This is a genomic window from Micromonospora sp. NPDC048905 (assembly GCF_040649655.1).
GTDB lineage: Bacteria > Actinomycetota > Actinomycetes > Mycobacteriales > Micromonosporaceae > Micromonospora.
Window position 1 is genome coordinate 162,972 of sequence record NZ_JBEZFV010000007.1, and the last position, 14,008, is coordinate 176,979.

At 70.9% G+C, this 14,008-nt stretch carries 16 protein-coding genes; 9 read left to right on the forward strand and 7 right to left on the reverse strand.

Features of this window, described 5'->3' with window-relative positions:
- Positions 1 to 3 precede the first annotated feature (3 nt).
- Positions 4 to 663, forward strand: coding sequence for a class I SAM-dependent methyltransferase (locus AB0C01_RS19990; protein WP_357246309.1), 660 nt, complete (start codon positions 4 to 6; stop codon positions 661 to 663).
- Positions 664 to 668: 5 nt separating this feature from the next.
- Here the strand turns inward: AB0C01_RS19990 and nucS are convergent, their stop codons facing one another.
- Entirely contained in the window at positions 669 to 1,328 is a 660-nt protein-coding gene (nucS, locus tag AB0C01_RS19995) for an endonuclease NucS (RefSeq protein WP_357246312.1), read from the reverse strand.
- A gap of 71 nt (positions 1,329 to 1,399) precedes the next feature.
- Here nucS and AB0C01_RS20000 point away from each other — a divergent pair, with 71 nt between their 5' ends.
- Both AB0C01_RS20000 and AB0C01_RS20005 read left to right on the forward strand, forming a co-directional pair.
- Complete coding sequence (locus tag AB0C01_RS20000) at positions 1,400 to 2,017, forward strand: DUF4126 domain-containing protein (RefSeq protein ID WP_357246315.1); 618 nt, start codon at positions 1,400 to 1,402, stop codon at positions 2,015 to 2,017.
- Positions 2,018 to 2,108: 91 nt separating this feature from the next.
- The gene (locus tag AB0C01_RS20005) at positions 2,109 to 2,405 is read left to right on the forward strand and encodes a DUF1540 domain-containing protein (RefSeq protein WP_357246318.1); all 297 of its coding nucleotides are present in this window, start codon (positions 2,109 to 2,111) and stop codon (positions 2,403 to 2,405) included.
- A gap of 15 nt (positions 2,406 to 2,420) precedes the next feature.
- Here the strand turns inward: AB0C01_RS20005 and AB0C01_RS20010 are convergent, their stop codons facing one another.
- Entirely contained in the window at positions 2,421 to 4,427 is a 2,007-nt protein-coding gene (locus AB0C01_RS20010) for a protein meaA (RefSeq protein ID WP_357571791.1), read from the reverse strand.
- A gap of 151 nt (positions 4,428 to 4,578) precedes the next feature.
- On the opposite strand from AB0C01_RS20010, the gene AB0C01_RS20015 reads away from it, so the two are divergent.
- From AB0C01_RS20015 to AB0C01_RS20025, 3 genes are read left to right on the forward strand one after another with little or no spacing between them, the layout of a single operon-like run.
- Positions 4,579 to 5,430 (forward strand): ABC transporter ATP-binding protein, encoded by an 852-nt coding sequence (locus AB0C01_RS20015; RefSeq protein ID WP_357246325.1) that lies wholly within the window; start codon positions 4,579 to 4,581, stop codon positions 5,428 to 5,430.
- On the forward strand, positions 5,427 to 6,272 hold the full coding sequence (locus tag AB0C01_RS20020; protein ID WP_357246328.1) for an ABC transporter permease: 846 nt from the start codon (positions 5,427 to 5,429) through the stop codon (positions 6,270 to 6,272). The genes AB0C01_RS20015 and AB0C01_RS20020 overlap by 4 nt, the downstream gene beginning before the upstream one ends.
- 47 nt (positions 6,273 to 6,319) lie before the next feature.
- Positions 6,320 to 7,132, forward strand: a complete 813-nt coding sequence (locus tag AB0C01_RS20025) for an alpha/beta hydrolase-fold protein (protein ID WP_357246331.1) — start codon at positions 6,320 to 6,322, stop codon at positions 7,130 to 7,132.
- A 37-nt stretch (positions 7,133 to 7,169) separates the two neighbouring features.
- Here AB0C01_RS20025 and AB0C01_RS20030 read toward each other — a convergent pair whose 3' ends face one another.
- A complete protein-coding gene (locus AB0C01_RS20030) occupies positions 7,170 to 8,018 on the reverse strand; it encodes a 3-hydroxyacyl-CoA dehydrogenase family protein (RefSeq protein WP_357246334.1) in 849 nt (282 codons plus the stop codon).
- A 224-nt stretch (positions 8,019 to 8,242) separates the two neighbouring features.
- Here AB0C01_RS20030 and AB0C01_RS20035 point away from each other — a divergent pair, with 224 nt between their 5' ends.
- Complete coding sequence (locus tag AB0C01_RS20035; protein WP_357571792.1) at positions 8,243 to 8,863, forward strand: hypothetical protein; 621 nt, start codon at positions 8,243 to 8,245, stop codon at positions 8,861 to 8,863.
- Here the strand turns inward: AB0C01_RS20035 and AB0C01_RS20040 are convergent.
- A complete protein-coding gene (locus AB0C01_RS20040; protein WP_357246339.1) occupies positions 8,755 to 10,287 on the reverse strand; it encodes a serine/threonine-protein kinase in 1,533 nt (510 codons plus the stop codon). The genes AB0C01_RS20035 and AB0C01_RS20040 overlap by 109 nt on opposite strands.
- 44 nt (positions 10,288 to 10,331) lie before the next feature.
- Between AB0C01_RS20040 and AB0C01_RS20045 the strand changes: the two genes are divergently transcribed.
- Entirely contained in the window at positions 10,332 to 10,880 is a 549-nt protein-coding gene (locus AB0C01_RS20045) for an RNA polymerase sigma factor (RefSeq protein WP_357571793.1), read from the forward strand.
- Between the two features lie 30 nt (positions 10,881 to 10,910).
- Here the strand turns inward: AB0C01_RS20045 and murA are convergent, their stop codons facing one another.
- The gene (murA, locus tag AB0C01_RS20050) at positions 10,911 to 12,353 is read right to left on the reverse strand and encodes a UDP-N-acetylglucosamine 1-carboxyvinyltransferase (protein ID WP_357246344.1); all 1,443 of its coding nucleotides are present in this window, start codon (positions 12,351 to 12,353) and stop codon (positions 10,911 to 10,913) included.
- Between murA and AB0C01_RS20055 the strand changes: the two genes are divergently transcribed.
- Complete coding sequence (locus AB0C01_RS20055) at positions 12,352 to 12,924, forward strand: cob(I)yrinic acid a,c-diamide adenosyltransferase (RefSeq protein ID WP_357246347.1); 573 nt, start codon at positions 12,352 to 12,354, stop codon at positions 12,922 to 12,924. The genes murA and AB0C01_RS20055 overlap by 2 nt on opposite strands.
- Positions 12,925 to 13,235: 311 nt before the next feature.
- Here AB0C01_RS20055 and AB0C01_RS20060 read toward each other — a convergent pair whose 3' ends face one another.
- Both AB0C01_RS20060 and AB0C01_RS20065 read right to left on the reverse strand, forming a co-directional pair.
- Positions 13,236 to 13,691: a DUF2550 domain-containing protein gene (locus tag AB0C01_RS20060; RefSeq protein ID WP_357246350.1), complete on the reverse strand. Its 456-nt coding sequence runs from the start codon at positions 13,689 to 13,691 to the stop codon at positions 13,236 to 13,238.
- 12 nt (positions 13,692 to 13,703) lie between these two features.
- Positions 13,704 to 13,985 carry a F0F1 ATP synthase subunit epsilon gene (locus AB0C01_RS20065; protein ID WP_357246353.1) on the reverse strand — a complete coding sequence of 94 codons (282 nt, stop codon included), beginning with the start codon at positions 13,983 to 13,985 and terminating at the stop codon, positions 13,704 to 13,706.
- Between the last annotated feature and the right edge of the window lie 23 nt (positions 13,986 to 14,008).

Genomic DNA, 14,008 nt, shown 5'->3' on the forward strand with positions numbered 1-14,008 from the left:
TAAATGGGCCCCAATCGATTGCGCTACCGCCTTGTCGACAGCGACCAGTCGTGGAGTGCGCGGCGGCGCCGGCATCGCTCGGACTGGTTGGCACGCACCTTCCCCGAGATCGGCGACATGCACGTGGTCGATCTCGGCGGCCGGCTCGGCACCTGGCACCGCGCGACCGTCCGGCCGGCCCGGGTCACCGTCATCAACCTGGAGCAGCCGCCCGCCGTCGTGCCGGACTGGGCCCACGTCGAGCAGGCCGACGCCTGCGACCTGCCCGCACGACTCGCCAGGACCGAGTACGACCTGGTCTTCTCCAACTCCGTCCTGGAGCACGTGGGCGGGCACGAACGCCGGCTACGCTTCGCCGCCGCCGCCCGCGCGATGGCCGACCGGCACTGGGTGCAGACGCCCTACCGCTACTTTCCCATCGAGCCACACTGGATCGCGCCCGGGATGCAGTTCCTGCCGGTACGACTGCGCACCGCGCTCGCCCGCCGTTGGCCGCTGGGCCACAAGCCGACCCGCAGCCACGACGCCGCCATCCACCAGGTGCTCTGGACCGAGTTGCTGGACCGCTCGCAGATGCGCCACTACTTCCCCGACTCGCACATGCTCGTCGAGCGGGCGTTCGGCCTGCCCAAGTCGCTGATCGCGGTGCGTACCGGCGGGTGAGCCGCTCAGAAGAGCGTCAGTTCGTCCTTCTCGATGCCCCGCAGCCGGTCGTAGTTCACGACCACGCACCGGATGCCCCGGTCCGCGGCGAGCACCCGGGCCTGCGGCTTGATCTCCTGGGCCGCGAAGACCCCGGCCACCGGGCTGAGCAGCGGGTCACGGTTCATCAACTCGAGGTATCGAGTCAGCTGCTCCACACCGTCGATGTCACCGCGCCGCTTGACCTCGACGGCGACCGCGCCGGAGTTGGCGTCCCGGCACAGCAGGTCGACCGGGCCGATCGCCGTCATGTACTCGCGGCGGACCAGCGTGAATCCCTCGCCCAACGCCCCGGGGTTGGCGGCCAACAACTCCTGGAGGTGCGCCTCCACCCCGTCCTTGCGCAGGCCCGGGTCCACCCCCAGCTCGTACGAGGTGTCCTGGAAGATCTCCTCCAGGGTGATACGCAGCTCCTCGCCGGCCTTGTTGACCACCCGCCACACGCCGGGGGCCTCCTCCAGCCGACAGGGCGGGCTCATCCAGTTCAAGGGTTTGTACGCCCGGTCGTCGGCATGGATCGACACCGACCCGTCCGCCTTCACCATCAGCAACCGGGTGGCCGGCGGCAGGTGAGCCGAGAGCCGTCCGACATAGTCCACCGAGCACTTCGCAATGACCAACCGCACCCGACGAGGGTAGCCGAGGACCCACCGGTCGCCGCCGAGCGGCACTGGCGCGTCGGTGCCATGCTGAGACCGTGTTCGAAGTCCTCACCGGCACCGGCCTCGCCGCCTCAGCGGGGCTGAACGCCTACATACCCCTGCTCGCCCTCGGCCTCCTCGGCCGCTACACCGACCTGATCGACCTTCCGAGCGGCTGGACCTGGCTCGGCAACGGCTGGGTCATCGTCATCCTGGCCGTGCTGCTCGCCGTGGAGATGGTGGCGGACAAGGTGCCCGTGGTCGACCACATCAACGACGTGGTGCAGACCGTGGTCCGACCCACAGCCGGTGGCCTGGCCTTCGGCGCCGGATCCTCGTCGGAGACGGTGACGGTCAGCGACCCGGGGAGTTTCTTCTCCTCGCACCAGTGGGTGCCTGTCGTCACCGGCGTACTGCTGGCGTTGGGCGTGCACCTGCTCAAGTCCGCGGCACGGCCGGTCATCAACGCGACCACTGCCGGGTTCGGCGCCCCGGTGGCCAGCACCGCCGAGGACGCCACGAGCGTGGTGGTCTCCCTGGTGGCGATCATCCTGCCCGTGCTGGTGCTGGCTTTCCTGCTGGGTCTGGTGGTCTTCGTCTTCTGGTTCCTCCGGCGGCGCTCGGAACGCCGCCGGGAACGCGAGGCGGCCCGCGCCGCCGGCTTTCGCGTCTGACCTGGTCGGCGGCGGATCGGCGGGCCGCCATACCCGGGTTGCGCGGGCCGACAAAAGCCTAGGATCGGGGCAAGACCTAGAGGAGGTTGGCATGACTGCAGCTTTGGAGATGCCCCGAGTCCAGGAATGCGTAGTCGCCGCGTGCGCGTACAACCAGGCGGGTGACTGCCACGCCTTCGCGATCACGATCGGCAGCATGGATCACGCGCACTGCCACACCTTCGTCGAATCGCCCATCCGGGGCGGCGTGGACGGAATGACCGCCCAGGTCGGCGCCTGCCAGCGTGCCGACTGTCGGCACAACGAGCAGTTGGAGTGCCACGCCTCGTCGATCAAGGTCGGCCCGGACAACGACCTGGCCGACTGCATGACGTACGCCGGCCGCTGACCCACCGACGGCGGGTCAGGGCAGGTCGTTGGCGCGTCGGATGACCGTCACCAGGTCGTCGATGATGTCGGTGAGGGCGAAGTCCTTCGGGGTGAAGACCCGGGCCACCCCGGCTGCCCGCAGCGTGTCGGCGTCACCGGCGGGGATGATGCCGCCCACGACCACCGGCAGGTCCGCCCGCCCGGCGGCGCGCAGCCCGTCCAGCACCGCGGGCACGGCGGCCAGATGCGACCCGGAGAGCACGGACAGCCCGACCAGGTCGACGTCCTCCTCCACGGCGGCGGCGACGATCTGCCCCGCGGTGAGCCGGATGCCCTGGTAGACGACCTCGAAACCGGCGTCGCGGGCACGTACCGCGATCTGCTCCGCGCCGTTGGAGTGCCCGTCCAGGCCGGGCTTGCCGACCAGCAGCCGCAGCCGGCCGCTGCCCAGCTCGCGGGCGGTGGCGGTGACGCGCTCCCGCACCGCGGCGAGACCCGGATCCCCGCCGCTGCCGGTGCCGCCGGCCAGACCGGTCGGCGCCCGGTACTCGCCGAAGACCTGCCGCAGCGCTCCGGCCCACTCGCCGGTGGTCACCCCGACCCGCACGCACTCCACGGTGGCCGGCATCAGGTTGGTGGTGGTCGCGGCGTCCGCACGGAGCCGGGAGAGGGCCGCGTCGACGGCGTCCGCGTCCCGATCGGCCCGCCACCGGTGTACGCCCTCCGTGGCGGCCGCCTCGACCGCCGGATCGACCTGCTCGACGGCTTCGGCGCCGGCGGCGGTCAGCGGGGAGGGTTCGGTCTCGGCGTACCGGTTGACCCCGACCACCACGTCGGCACCGGACTCCATCCGTCGCCGGCGTTCGGCCAGCGAGGCGACAAGCGCGCTCTTGAGGTAGCCGGTCTCCACGGCGGCGACGACACCGCCCAGCTCCAGCACCCTGTCCAGCTCGACCCGCGCCCCGCTGACGACCTCGTCGACGAGCGCCGTCATCACGTGCGAGCCGGCGAAGAGATCGGGATATTCGAGCAGATCCGACTCGTACGCCAGGACCTGCTGCATCCGCAGTGACCACTGCTGGTCCCAGGGGCGGGGCAGGCCGAGCGCCTCGTTCCAGGCGGGTAGCTGCACCGCGCGGGCCCGGGCGTCGCGGGACATCGTCACGCCGAGCATCTCCAGCACGATGCGTTGGATGTTGTTCTCCGGCTGTGCCTCGGTGAGGCCGAGCGAGTTGACCTGCACGCCGTAGCGGAACCGCCGTTGCCGGGCGTCGGTGACTCCGTACCGCTCCCGGGTGATCTCGTCCCACAGCACCCCGAACGCGCGCATCTTGGCGATCTCCTCGACGAAACGCACCCCGGCGTTGACGAAGAACGAGATCCGCTGCACCACGTCGCCCATCCGCTCGGGCGGCACCTGACCGGAGTCCCGGACCGCGTCGAGCACGGCGACCGCGGTGGCCAGCGCGAAACCGACCTCCTGTACGGGCGTGGCACCGGCCTCCTGGAGGTGGTACGAGCAGATGTTCACCGGGTTCCACCGGGGCATCGCCGTCAGCGTGTGGGCGATGACGTCGGCGGTCAGTCGCAGTGAGGCGGCCGGCGGGAAGATGTAGGTCCCCCGGGACAGGTACTCCTTGATGATGTCGTTCTGGGTGGTGCCGGCGCAGCGGGCCAGGTCGGCGCCCTGTTCCAGCCCCACGGTTCCGTACAGGGCGAGCAGCCACATCGCCGGGGCGTTGATGGTCATCGAGGTGTTCGTCTCGGCGAGCGGTATGCCCTCGAAGAGCGCCCGCATGTCGCCGAGGTGGGCCACCGGCACGCCGACCCGGCCGACCTCACCGGTGGCCAACTCGTGGTCCGGGTCGTACCCGGTCTGGGTGGGCAGGTCGAAGGCGACTGAGAGGCCGGTCTGCCCCTTCGCCAGGTTGCGCCGGAAGAGGGCGTTGGTCGCGGTGGCCGACGAGTGTCCGGCGTAGGTACGCATCACCCACGGGCGGTCCCGCTCGGGCAGCCGTCCCGTAGATGCCGTCTCATCCATGGCTGGAGCTTAAGTTACCGTTCAGTAAAACGGACTGTGGAAAACCACACAGGTCCATGTCGGGGACGTCTGGACGCGAAGCGCGCGCAGTGGTGCGCACCGCTATACCCCGGACACCACCCCGGCCGGGTCAGGACGCACACTGGACGGCATGGATGACGAGCTGGCCATCTCCGTCCGCGGGCTGCGCAAGGCGTACGGCGACAACGTCGCGGTGGCGGGCGTGGACCTCGACGTGCGCCGGGGCGAGGTGTTCGCGTTGCTCGGCCCGAACGGCGCCGGCAAGACCACCACCGTGGAGATCCTGGAGGGTTACCGACGCCGGGATGCCGGCGAGGTCTCCGTGCTCGGCACGGACCCGGCGCAGCAGCACGCCGACTGGCGCGCCCGCGTCGGCATCGTGCTCCAGGGCACCGGCGAGTTCGACGAGCTGACCGTGGCCGAGGTGATCCGGCACTTCTCCGGCTTCTACCCCGACGCCGACGACCCGGACAAGGTGATCGAGCGGGTCGGGCTGGCCGACAAGGCGAAGGCCCGGACACACACCCTCTCCGGCGGGCAGAAGCGCCGCCTGGACGTGGCGCTGGGCATCGTCGGTCGTCCCGAGCTGCTCTTCCTCGACGAGCCGACCACCGGCTTCGACCCGGAGGCCCGCCGCGAGTTCTGGGAGCTGATCCGCGACCTCGCCGCGGCCGGCACCACGATCGTGCTGACCACGCACTACCTGGACGAGGCGGAGGCGCTCGCCGACCGGGTCGGGGTGATCGCCGGCGGCCGACTGGTCGAGGTGGCCGCCCCGAACCAACTGGGCAACCGACAGGAGGCCCTCGCGACGGTCTCCTGGCGTACCCCGGACGGGACGCCGGAGAGCGCGCAGAGCGCGACGCCGACGGCCCTGGTGGCCGACCTGGCCGCGCGCTACGGCGGCGAGGTCCCTGGCCTCACGGTGACCCGGCCGACCCTGGAGGACGTCTACCTCACCATGATCGGACACGCGCGATGACGACCACGACGAAGCCGGCGACGCCGGTCACCGCGACCCGCGGCCGTCGGCCGGGTGCCGGCGCGCTCGCCCTGCGCCAGGGCCGACTGGAGATCACCCAGTTCCTGCGCAGCCGGGAGTCCGTGGTCTTCACCATGGGCTTCCCGATCATCATGATCCTGATCTTCGCCTCGATCTTCGACGGCACGATCGGTGGCGGGGTCAAGTTCACCCAGTACTTCATCACCGGCATGATCGCGACCGGCCTGATGACGGTGAGCTTCCAGAACCTGGGCATCTGGATCCCGATCGAGCGGGACCGCGGGGTGCTCAAGCGCTATCGGGGCACGCCGATGCCGAAGTGGGTCTGGTTCGCCGGCAAGGTGATCATGGTGGTGGCGATCGGCATCGCCGAGACGGTCCTGCTGCTGGCCGTCGCGGTGGCGCTGTTCGACCTCGACCTGCCGGGCACCGCCGCGAAGTGGTTCACCTTCGGCTGGGTCGCCGTGCTCGGGGTGACCGCGTGCACCCTGTGCGGCATCGCCATCTCGTCGCTGGCCCGCACCGCCCGCAGCGGCTCGGCGGTGGTCACCCCGGTCGCCCTGGTGCTCCAGTTCATCTCCGGGGTGTTCTTCGTCTTCACCGACCTGCCCACCTGGATGCAGCAGGTGGCGGCGCTGTTCCCACTGAAGTGGATGTGCCAGGGGCTGCGGTCGGTCTTCCTGCCGGAGAGCTTCGGCGCCCAGGAGCCGGGCGGCTCGTTCGAGCTGGGCCGGGTCGCGCTGGTGCTGACCCTGTGGTGCGTGATCGGTGTGGTGCTCTGCCTGACCACCTTCCGCTGGACCACCAAGCGCGACGGCTGACCCGTTCCGGGGTCCCGAACCGCCCCGGGGCCTGCCAGACTCTGTCGATGACCGCTCGACCGACCCGGCGTGGTCTCCTGCTTGCGGGTGCGGGAGCGACGGCACTGGCGGTCGGGGTCGGCTGGGCCGCCCGCGACCTGATCCGTCCCTCGCCGGCACGGCCGACACCCCCGGACGCGCCCGCCGGTGACGAGCGGCTGACCAGCCGGCCGTCCGCCGCACGTGGCCGCTCGGTCGACTTCTACACGGCCGTCCCGGACGGGCACGGCGACGGCCGGGGGTTGCCGGTCTGCCTGGTGCTGCACGGCGCGTCCACCACCGCGCGCGACTTCCCCGGGCTCGGCCTGGGGCGCTTCCTGACCGACGCGGTACGCCGGGGCGCGCCGCCGTTCGTGCTCGCCGGAGCGACAGGCGACCGCCTCTCCTGGCGCCCCGCCGGTCGGGACGACCCGCAACGGATGGTGCGCGAGGAGTTGCCGGCCTGGTGTGCCGAGCGGGGCTTCGACGCCACCCGGCTGGCGGCCTGGGGCTGGTCGATGGGGGGCTTCGGCTCGCTGTTGCTCGCCGAGACCTGGCCGGGGCTGCTCCGCGCCGTGGCGGCCTTCTCCCCCGCCGTCGCGCCCGGCGATGACGTCTTCGCCGGTGTCGACCGGCTGCGCGGCACCCCGCTGGGTCTGTGGTGCGGCCGGCAGGACGACTTCCTCGACGACGTGCAGGCGCTGGAGCGGGCCCTGCCGGAGCCGGCGGCCCACGCGGAGTACGCCGACGGCCGGCACGACTTCCGCTACTGGGGACGGGTCATACCCAGCGCCCTCGACTTCGTCGCGGCAGCGCTGGCCGCGCCGCCCCGGCCGACCTGACCCCGGAGACCGCGAACGGACCCCGGGGCTGGACGTCTCAGTAGGTGTAGAAGCCCTTGCCGGTCTTGCGGCCGAGGTCGCCGGCGGTGACCATCCGCTGGAGCAGCTCCGGCGGAAAGAACTTCTCGTCGGCCGTGTCGGTGTAGATGTTCTTCGAGGCGTGCAGCAGCACGTCCACGCCGGTCAGGTCGGTGGTGGCCAGGGGTCCCATCGCGTGCCCGAAGCCCAGCCGGCAGGCCGTGTCCAGGTCCTCGGCGGACACCACACCGGACTCGACGAGCTTGACCGCCTCCATGACCAGGGCGGAGATCAGCCGGGTGGTGACGAAGCCGGCGATGTCCCGGTTGACCACCACCACCGTCTTGCCGATCTCCTCGGCGAAGGCCCGCGCGGTGTCCAGCGTCGCGTCGCTGGTCTTGTAACCGCGTACCAGTTCGCAGAGCTGCATCATCGGCACCGGGGAGAAGAAGTGGGTGCCGACGACCGCCTCGGGCCGCTCGGTCACCGCGGCGATCTGGGTGACCGGGATGGCCGAGGTGTTGGTGGCGAGCACCGCGTCCGACTTGCAGATCTTGTCCAGGGCGCGGAACACCTCGTGCTTGATCTCCAGCCGCTCGAAGACCGCCTCGACCACGATGTCCGCGTCGGCCGCCGCCTCCAGCTCGGTGGTCGGGGTGATCCGGGCCAGCGTCGCCTCGACCTCGGACGCCTCGATCTTGCCCTTCTCGGCGAACTTCTCCAGTGACTTCCGGATGCCGGCAAGCCCTCGGGTGGTGGCCGCGTCGTCCAGGTCGCGCAGTGTCACCTGCCAGCCCGCCTGCGCCGCCACCTGGGCGATGCCGGAACCCATCAACCCAGCCCCGACGACCGCGAGTCGACCCGCCATCTGCTTCTCCCTCGCTGCGAATGAGTGCCTCACTGCACCCTAGTCGGCGAGCCTGAACGATGACTAAGCGCGCTCCACCCCGGAAGGATGTTGGGCACTTCCGGTGACCTTGGGCGGGGTAGGGACCGGTGACGGATTCATGACCCCGCTCGGCGAACAAACTCCCCTGCGGGTGCATCGAACCCTGCGACAACAACCCAACGGCCATCAGCCAGGAGTTCATCATGCGTGCCACGCCCTTGGTCGGAACCCTCACCTGCCTCCTGCTCGTCGCCGCGTGCACGTCACCGGCACACCAGAGCGGCAACGCCGCGCCGGCCGGCTCACCGGACCCCGCGACCAGCGCGGCGACCACCACGCCGCCCGCGTCGTCCCCGTCGTCCACGCCGTCCACGCCGTCCGTGTCGTCTTCGCCCTCGGCGCGGCCGTCGAGCACCACCGATCAGCTCGTCCTGGGACCGAACGGCATCGGCTCACTGAAGCTCGGAATGACCCGTCAGCAGGCCACCGCGACCGGGATGCTGCGGATCCCCTTCGACGCCACCGGCGGCTGCGGCACGTCATTCCTGCGCGCCGCCCCGACCGAGGAGGGGACCATCACCCTCTCGCCGACCGTGGGAATCGCCGCCATCAGCGTGTGGCCCGGCATCAAGACGCGCGAGGGTTTGGGCATCGGCATGTCAAGCGCCGAGGTGCTTCGGATCTACCCGGCATACCGGGAGGGGGTCAACGCTGGCTACGCGACGCCCCCCGGCAACGACAAGGCCGTGTACCGCATCGCAACGAGGAACGGCAAGGTCACCGCGCTGAGTCTGCAGCACGTGGACCAGGACTGCTTCGACTGAACCGACCCGACCCGGCCGGCCTGGGGCGCCAGTGAGCTGGACAGCCGCAGGTCGGCCAGGATCTCGTCGGTCAGGTCGGCGTCACCGACCTGCTTGATCTGCAGGTAGACGCCGTAGCCGCGCTGCGGCACGGTGAGCACCACCTCGCTGAACGAGACCGCGGCGCCACACGAGGTCCACCGCCGTATCCGCGCCTGGTTACCGCCCACGTCCACGGTCCGGTCGGGCTGCGGGACGCAGGAGGTGTGGCTGGGCAGGGCGGGTGCCGCGCCGCCGGCGAGCAGTGCCTTGCTCACGCCGACGAACACGCCGGGTATCCGACTCGCGGGATCGGACCAGACGTCGAGATCCGGAGCGACCGCGAGGCCCGGCGCCTGACCCGCGGGAAGTCGCAGCACCGAAGGATCCCAACCGGCGTCCTTCACCTGGCCGGCCCAGCTCGACGGCACCGCGATCGACAGGGCACCGGAGACGTCGTGGACGCGTACCCAGCCCGACCGTGCCGGCAGGGCGGCGCTGGAACCCGCCGTCGCCAGCAGCGCGGTCAGTGCGACCCCGACGCCGACGACCCGTCCCAACTGCCGCACCAACCGGCCGCGGCCCGTGTCCCGCTCCATCGCGGCGATGACCCGGCACAGCTCGTCGAGCAGGACCGCGGCGGACGCCCACCGTTGCCGAGGGTCGTGATGCAGCGCGCGGCGCACCAGGTCGTCCACCGCGGACGGAACCCCGGGGCGTACCTGGGACGGCCTGGGCAACGACCGCCCACCCCTGCCCGCGCGACTGGCCTGCTCGGGAGGGTTCCCGGTCAGCATGTGGTACAGGGTCGCGCCGATCGCGTAGACGTCGGCGCGGATGTCCAGGCCCCCGCCCGGGGTGGCCTGCTCGGGAGGCATGTAACCGGGTGTGCCGGCGGCGATGGTGAAGCCGGACGCGTTCGCGAGCGCCTTGGCCAGGCCGAGGTCGGCGACGAGCACCCGATCCCGATCCGCGGCCGGCTCGAACAACACATTGGACGGCTTGAGGTCGCGGTGCAGCACACCAGCCTCGTGCAGCACGGTGACGGCACTGGCGATGTCGGCCGCGACGAGCAGGGCCTCCCGTACCGGCATCGGCCCCGAGACGAGCCGATCCGCGAGGGTGCCACCGGCCACGTACGGCATCACCAGGTACGGCCGGCCGTCCGGCAGCTCACCGACGTCGAGGACCCGCACGAGCAGGCTGGAATCCGTCCGCCGCATGATCCGCGCCTCCTGCTCGAAGCGCTCCCGCAGATCGGCGTGGTACGACCAGTTGTCCGCCAGCACCTTGATCGCCACCGACGCGTCCAGGGCGTCGTCCGCGCCGAGCCACACGGTGGCGAACGCTCCGGAACCGATACGTCGCAGAATGCGATATCGGCCGATCCTGTCGGGTACTGACACGCCCGTATTATGGCCCTCAGGACGTGGGGGAACGGGGCCTGAGCATGTCAGACGATCTTGGAATCGAGGAGCTCGCCGGCCGCGCCGCCACGGGTGACGCCGCCGCTCTCGACGCGCTGCTGAGCAGGATCGGCCCGCAGGTCCTGCGGCAGTGTCTGCGCCTCCTCCCGTGCCGGCAGGACGCCGAAGAGGCGTGCCAGGACGCCCTTCTCCAGGTCGCTCGCAAGATAGACGGCTTCGCGGGGCGGTCGAAGTTCTCCACCTGGCTGTATGTCGTCACGGCCAACTGCGCCCGGCAGACGTACCGGAGCCTCAAGCGCCGGGCCGGCGAGCAGCCCACGCCACTGCTTCCCCTTGATGCCGCCGACCCGCGTACGACGAGCGTGATCGCGGGCTCCCGGCTCGACCTGCTGGACGCGCTGGAACGGCTGGAGGCACACCGACCCGAACTTGTCGCCCCGCTGGTGATGCGTGATCTGTGCCAGTTGACCTACGAGGAGATCGCCGACCACCTCGCCATTCCGATCGGCACCCTGAAGTCCCGCATCCACGACGCGCGACGACACGTACGGGCCTCGCTGGGGGCCGCCTGACGCGGTGCGGCCCCACGCACGGAGCCGGCCTCAGATCTCCAGTGACGGTTCGTCCGGGGTGGTGCCCCGCTCGACCGCCACCCCGAGAGCGCGGAGATCGGCCACGAAGTCCGGGTAACCCCGGTCGACGTGGTGCACGTGGGAAACCTCGGTGACCCCCTGCGCGCACAACCCGGCGATGATCAGCCCCGCGCCGGCGCGGATGTCGGTCGCCTGGACCGGGGCACCGGAGAGCCGACCTCGCCCACGGACCACCGCGTGGTGCCCGTCGGTCTTGATGTCCGCGCCGAGCCGCATCATCTCGTTGGCGAACATGAACCGGCCGTCGAAGATGTTCTCGGTGATCAGGGAGGCGCCGTCACTGACGGCGGCCAGCCCGATCGCCATCGGCAGCAGGTCGGTGGCGAAGCCGGGGTACGGCAACGTCACCACGTCCACCGCCCGGGGCCGGTCGTCCATCCGTACGCGGAAGCCGTCTCCCCGGGTCTCCACCAGGCCACCGGCGGCCACGACCTTGTCCAGCGCGACCTCCAGGTACGCCGGGTCCAGCCCGGTCACCGTCACGTCGCCCCGGGTCATCGCCGCCCCGAACGCCCACGTGCCGGCGACGATCCGGTCCCCCACCGTGGCGTGCCGCACCGGGTGCAGACCCGGCACCCCGGTGATCCGCAACGTGGAGGTGCCCGCACCGGAGATCCGCGCCCCCATCTGGTTGAGCATCGTGCAGATGTCGACGATCTCCGGCTCCCGGGCGGCGTTGTCGATCATCGTGACGCCCTGGGCCAGCACCGCCGCCATCACCAGGTTCTCGGTCGCTCCCACGCTGGGGAAGTCCAGCACGATGTCCGCGCCGCGCAGCCCGTGCGGGGCGGACGCGATGACGAAGCCGTGCTCACCGGAGATCTCCGCGCCCATCCGGGTCAGCCCGGAGACGTGCATGTCCAGCCCGCGTGACCCGATGGCGTCGCCACCAGGATGGGCCACCCGCACGTACCCCCGGCGGGCCAGCAGCGGGCCGAGCACACAGATCGACGCGCGCAACCGCCGGACCAGGTCGTAGTCCGCCTCGGCGCCCGGTTGCTCGGGCACGTCGATGGTCACCGACCGGGACCGGGCCACCCCGCCGCGGGCCACCATCGGGTCGACCGGGTCGTCCGCGTCGAACCGGACGCCGCAGCCCAGCCGACGCAGCACCTCGCCCATGATCGCGATGTCGGTGATCCGCGGGACGTTCGTGATCACGCTGCGGCCCGGGGCGAGCAGCGCGGCGGCCATCAGCTTCAACGCCGAGTTCTTGGCCCCCACCACGTGTACGGTGCCGGTGAGCCGGGCGTCCCCGTACACCCGGATGACGTCGACGTCGTTGACCGCCGGGTCGCCCGCGTCGCCGGGGCCCGCCACCACCGGCCAACTGGTCGCGCTGTCCGGCCGCGCCGGGATCGTCAGGTCGGGAATCCGTAGGCTGTGCGTCATGGCCGTCCACCTCACGCGCATCTACACCAAGGCCGGCGATGCCGGCATGACCAGGCTGAGCAACAACGAGCAGGTGCCGAAGACCGATCCACGGATCGCCGCGTACGCGGATGTCGACGAATGCAACGCCGCGATCGGCGTCGCGCTCGCCCTGGGTGGGCTCGACGAGGAACTGCGGGGCGTGCTGGGGTCGGTGCAGAACGACCTGTTCGACGTCGGCGCCGACCTGTCCACCCCCGTCGAGCCGGAGCCGAAGTACCCGCCGCTGCGGGTCACCGAGGCGTACGTCGAGCGCCTTGAGGGCTGGTGCGACGAGTACAACGCACGCCTGAGCAAGCTCGACTCCTTCATCCTCCCCGGCGGCACCCCGGGCGCGGCGCTGCTCCACGTGGCGCGGACGACCGCCCGGCGTGCCGAACGCGCGGCATGGGCGCTGGTCAGCCACGATTCGGAACGGACCAGCACTCTCCCGGCAAAGTATCTCAACCGGCTCTCCGATCTGCTCTTTATCCTGTCAAGAACGGCAAATCCGGCGGGAGATGTGCTATGGGTGCCGGGCGGCAAGCGCTGACCGTGGGCGCGCTGCACCACGTGGAGGTGTGGGTTCCCGATCTGGCCGCTGCCACGCGTAGTTGGGGCTGGCTCCTCGGCGAGTTGGGCTGACCAGCGCCTAGATCAACTCGGGTTCCTTGATGTCGGGCCACCGAGAAGGCGAGACTCAACCAACCCGGTAACGGCAGAAGGCAAGAAGCGCGCCAGAGCGGCGCACAGCGCCAACGACGGGTTTCCGGGGGAGCCCGCCCGGCGCAGGGATCAAGCCTGACCGCCCGGAGCCGGGTGGGCTCCCCCGGAAACCCCAAGCGCAACCAACAGAAGAGCCGATCAGGCAGCCGGCCAGTCCTGGGAGGCCATACGCGGCGAGACCGCCCCCGGAGGGGCGGCCTCGAGCCAGGAGAGGAAACCGGTGACGGTCGACCGCGCCATGGCGATCTCCACCGGTGCGTGGTGACTCGTACAGCGGAGGATCACCCAGTCGGCCGGCATGGAGAGCCGTTCCTGGCCCTCCGGCAGCCGGCGGCGCTCCACCGCCAGCCCTTTGCGGGAGAGCACCCGCTTGGGTCGGATCGCGAAGCTGAACATCCGGTACCACCGCAGCTCGTCACCGGCGAACCGGCCGAAGCCGGGCGACCAGCCACGGCCGTCGAGCATGGTGGTGACTCGGACGCTGAGCCGGATGATGCCACCGCTACGGGTGACCAGCGCTCGCCGGACGAAGAGGGTGAGAAGCGCGCCGAGGATGACGACAACGCCGATCCCGATTCCTTCGACGATGTCCATCCCCGGTGTGGCTCAGCGGCTCTGCGCGGAGACCGGGGTTGCGCTCTCGGCCAGCACGATGACGCCGTCGGCGCTCACCGAGAGGAAGCCGCCGGCGACCTCGTAGGAGACCTGCTCACCGCCGGCGAGCTTGATGCGGACCTGACCGGGCTCGGCGAGTTGGCCGAGCAGCGGCGCGTGTCCCGGCAGGACACCGAGCTCGCCTTCGGTCGTCCGGGCGACCACCATTTCGGCGTCACCGGACCAGACCTTCTCCTCGACGGCGACGAGCTCGACGTGAAGCTGCTTTGCCACGCTGTCTCCTTGCTGCGGCGACG

What these genes read in the sequence shown, in the direction of transcription:
- AB0C01_RS20030 (WP_357246334.1), bottom strand. Translation starts at nt 8,018, where the DNA reads ATGGCGGGTCGACTCGCGGTCGTCGGGGCTGGGTTGATGGGTTCCGGC.
- AB0C01_RS20035 (WP_357571792.1), top strand. Translation starts at nt 8,243, where the DNA reads ATGCGTGCCACGCCCTTGGTCGGAACCCTCACCTGCCTCCTGCTCGTC.
- AB0C01_RS20015 (WP_357246325.1), top strand. Translation starts at nt 4,579, where the DNA reads ATGGATGACGAGCTGGCCATCTCCGTCCGCGGGCTGCGCAAGGCGTAC.
- AB0C01_RS20020 (WP_357246328.1), top strand. Translation starts at nt 5,427, where the DNA reads ATGACGACCACGACGAAGCCGGCGACGCCGGTCACCGCGACCCGCGGC.
- AB0C01_RS20025 (WP_357246331.1), top strand. Translation starts at nt 6,320, where the DNA reads ATGACCGCTCGACCGACCCGGCGTGGTCTCCTGCTTGCGGGTGCGGGA.
- AB0C01_RS20055 (WP_357246347.1), top strand. Translation starts at nt 12,352, where the DNA reads ATGGCCGTCCACCTCACGCGCATCTACACCAAGGCCGGCGATGCCGGC.
- murA (WP_357246344.1), bottom strand. Translation starts at nt 12,353, where the DNA reads ATGACGCACAGCCTACGGATTCCCGACCTGACGATCCCGGCGCGGCCG.
- AB0C01_RS20060 (WP_357246350.1), bottom strand. Translation starts at nt 13,691, where the DNA reads ATGGACATCGTCGAAGGAATCGGGATCGGCGTTGTCGTCATCCTCGGC.
- AB0C01_RS20005 (WP_357246318.1), top strand. Translation starts at nt 2,109, where the DNA reads ATGACTGCAGCTTTGGAGATGCCCCGAGTCCAGGAATGCGTAGTCGCC.
- AB0C01_RS20010 (WP_357571791.1), bottom strand. Translation starts at nt 4,427, where the DNA reads ATGGATGAGACGGCATCTACGGGACGGCTGCCCGAGCGGGACCGCCCG.
- AB0C01_RS19990 (WP_357246309.1), top strand. Translation starts at nt 4, where the DNA reads ATGGGCCCCAATCGATTGCGCTACCGCCTTGTCGACAGCGACCAGTCG.
- AB0C01_RS20045 (WP_357571793.1), top strand. Translation starts at nt 10,332, where the DNA reads ATGTCAGACGATCTTGGAATCGAGGAGCTCGCCGGCCGCGCCGCCACG.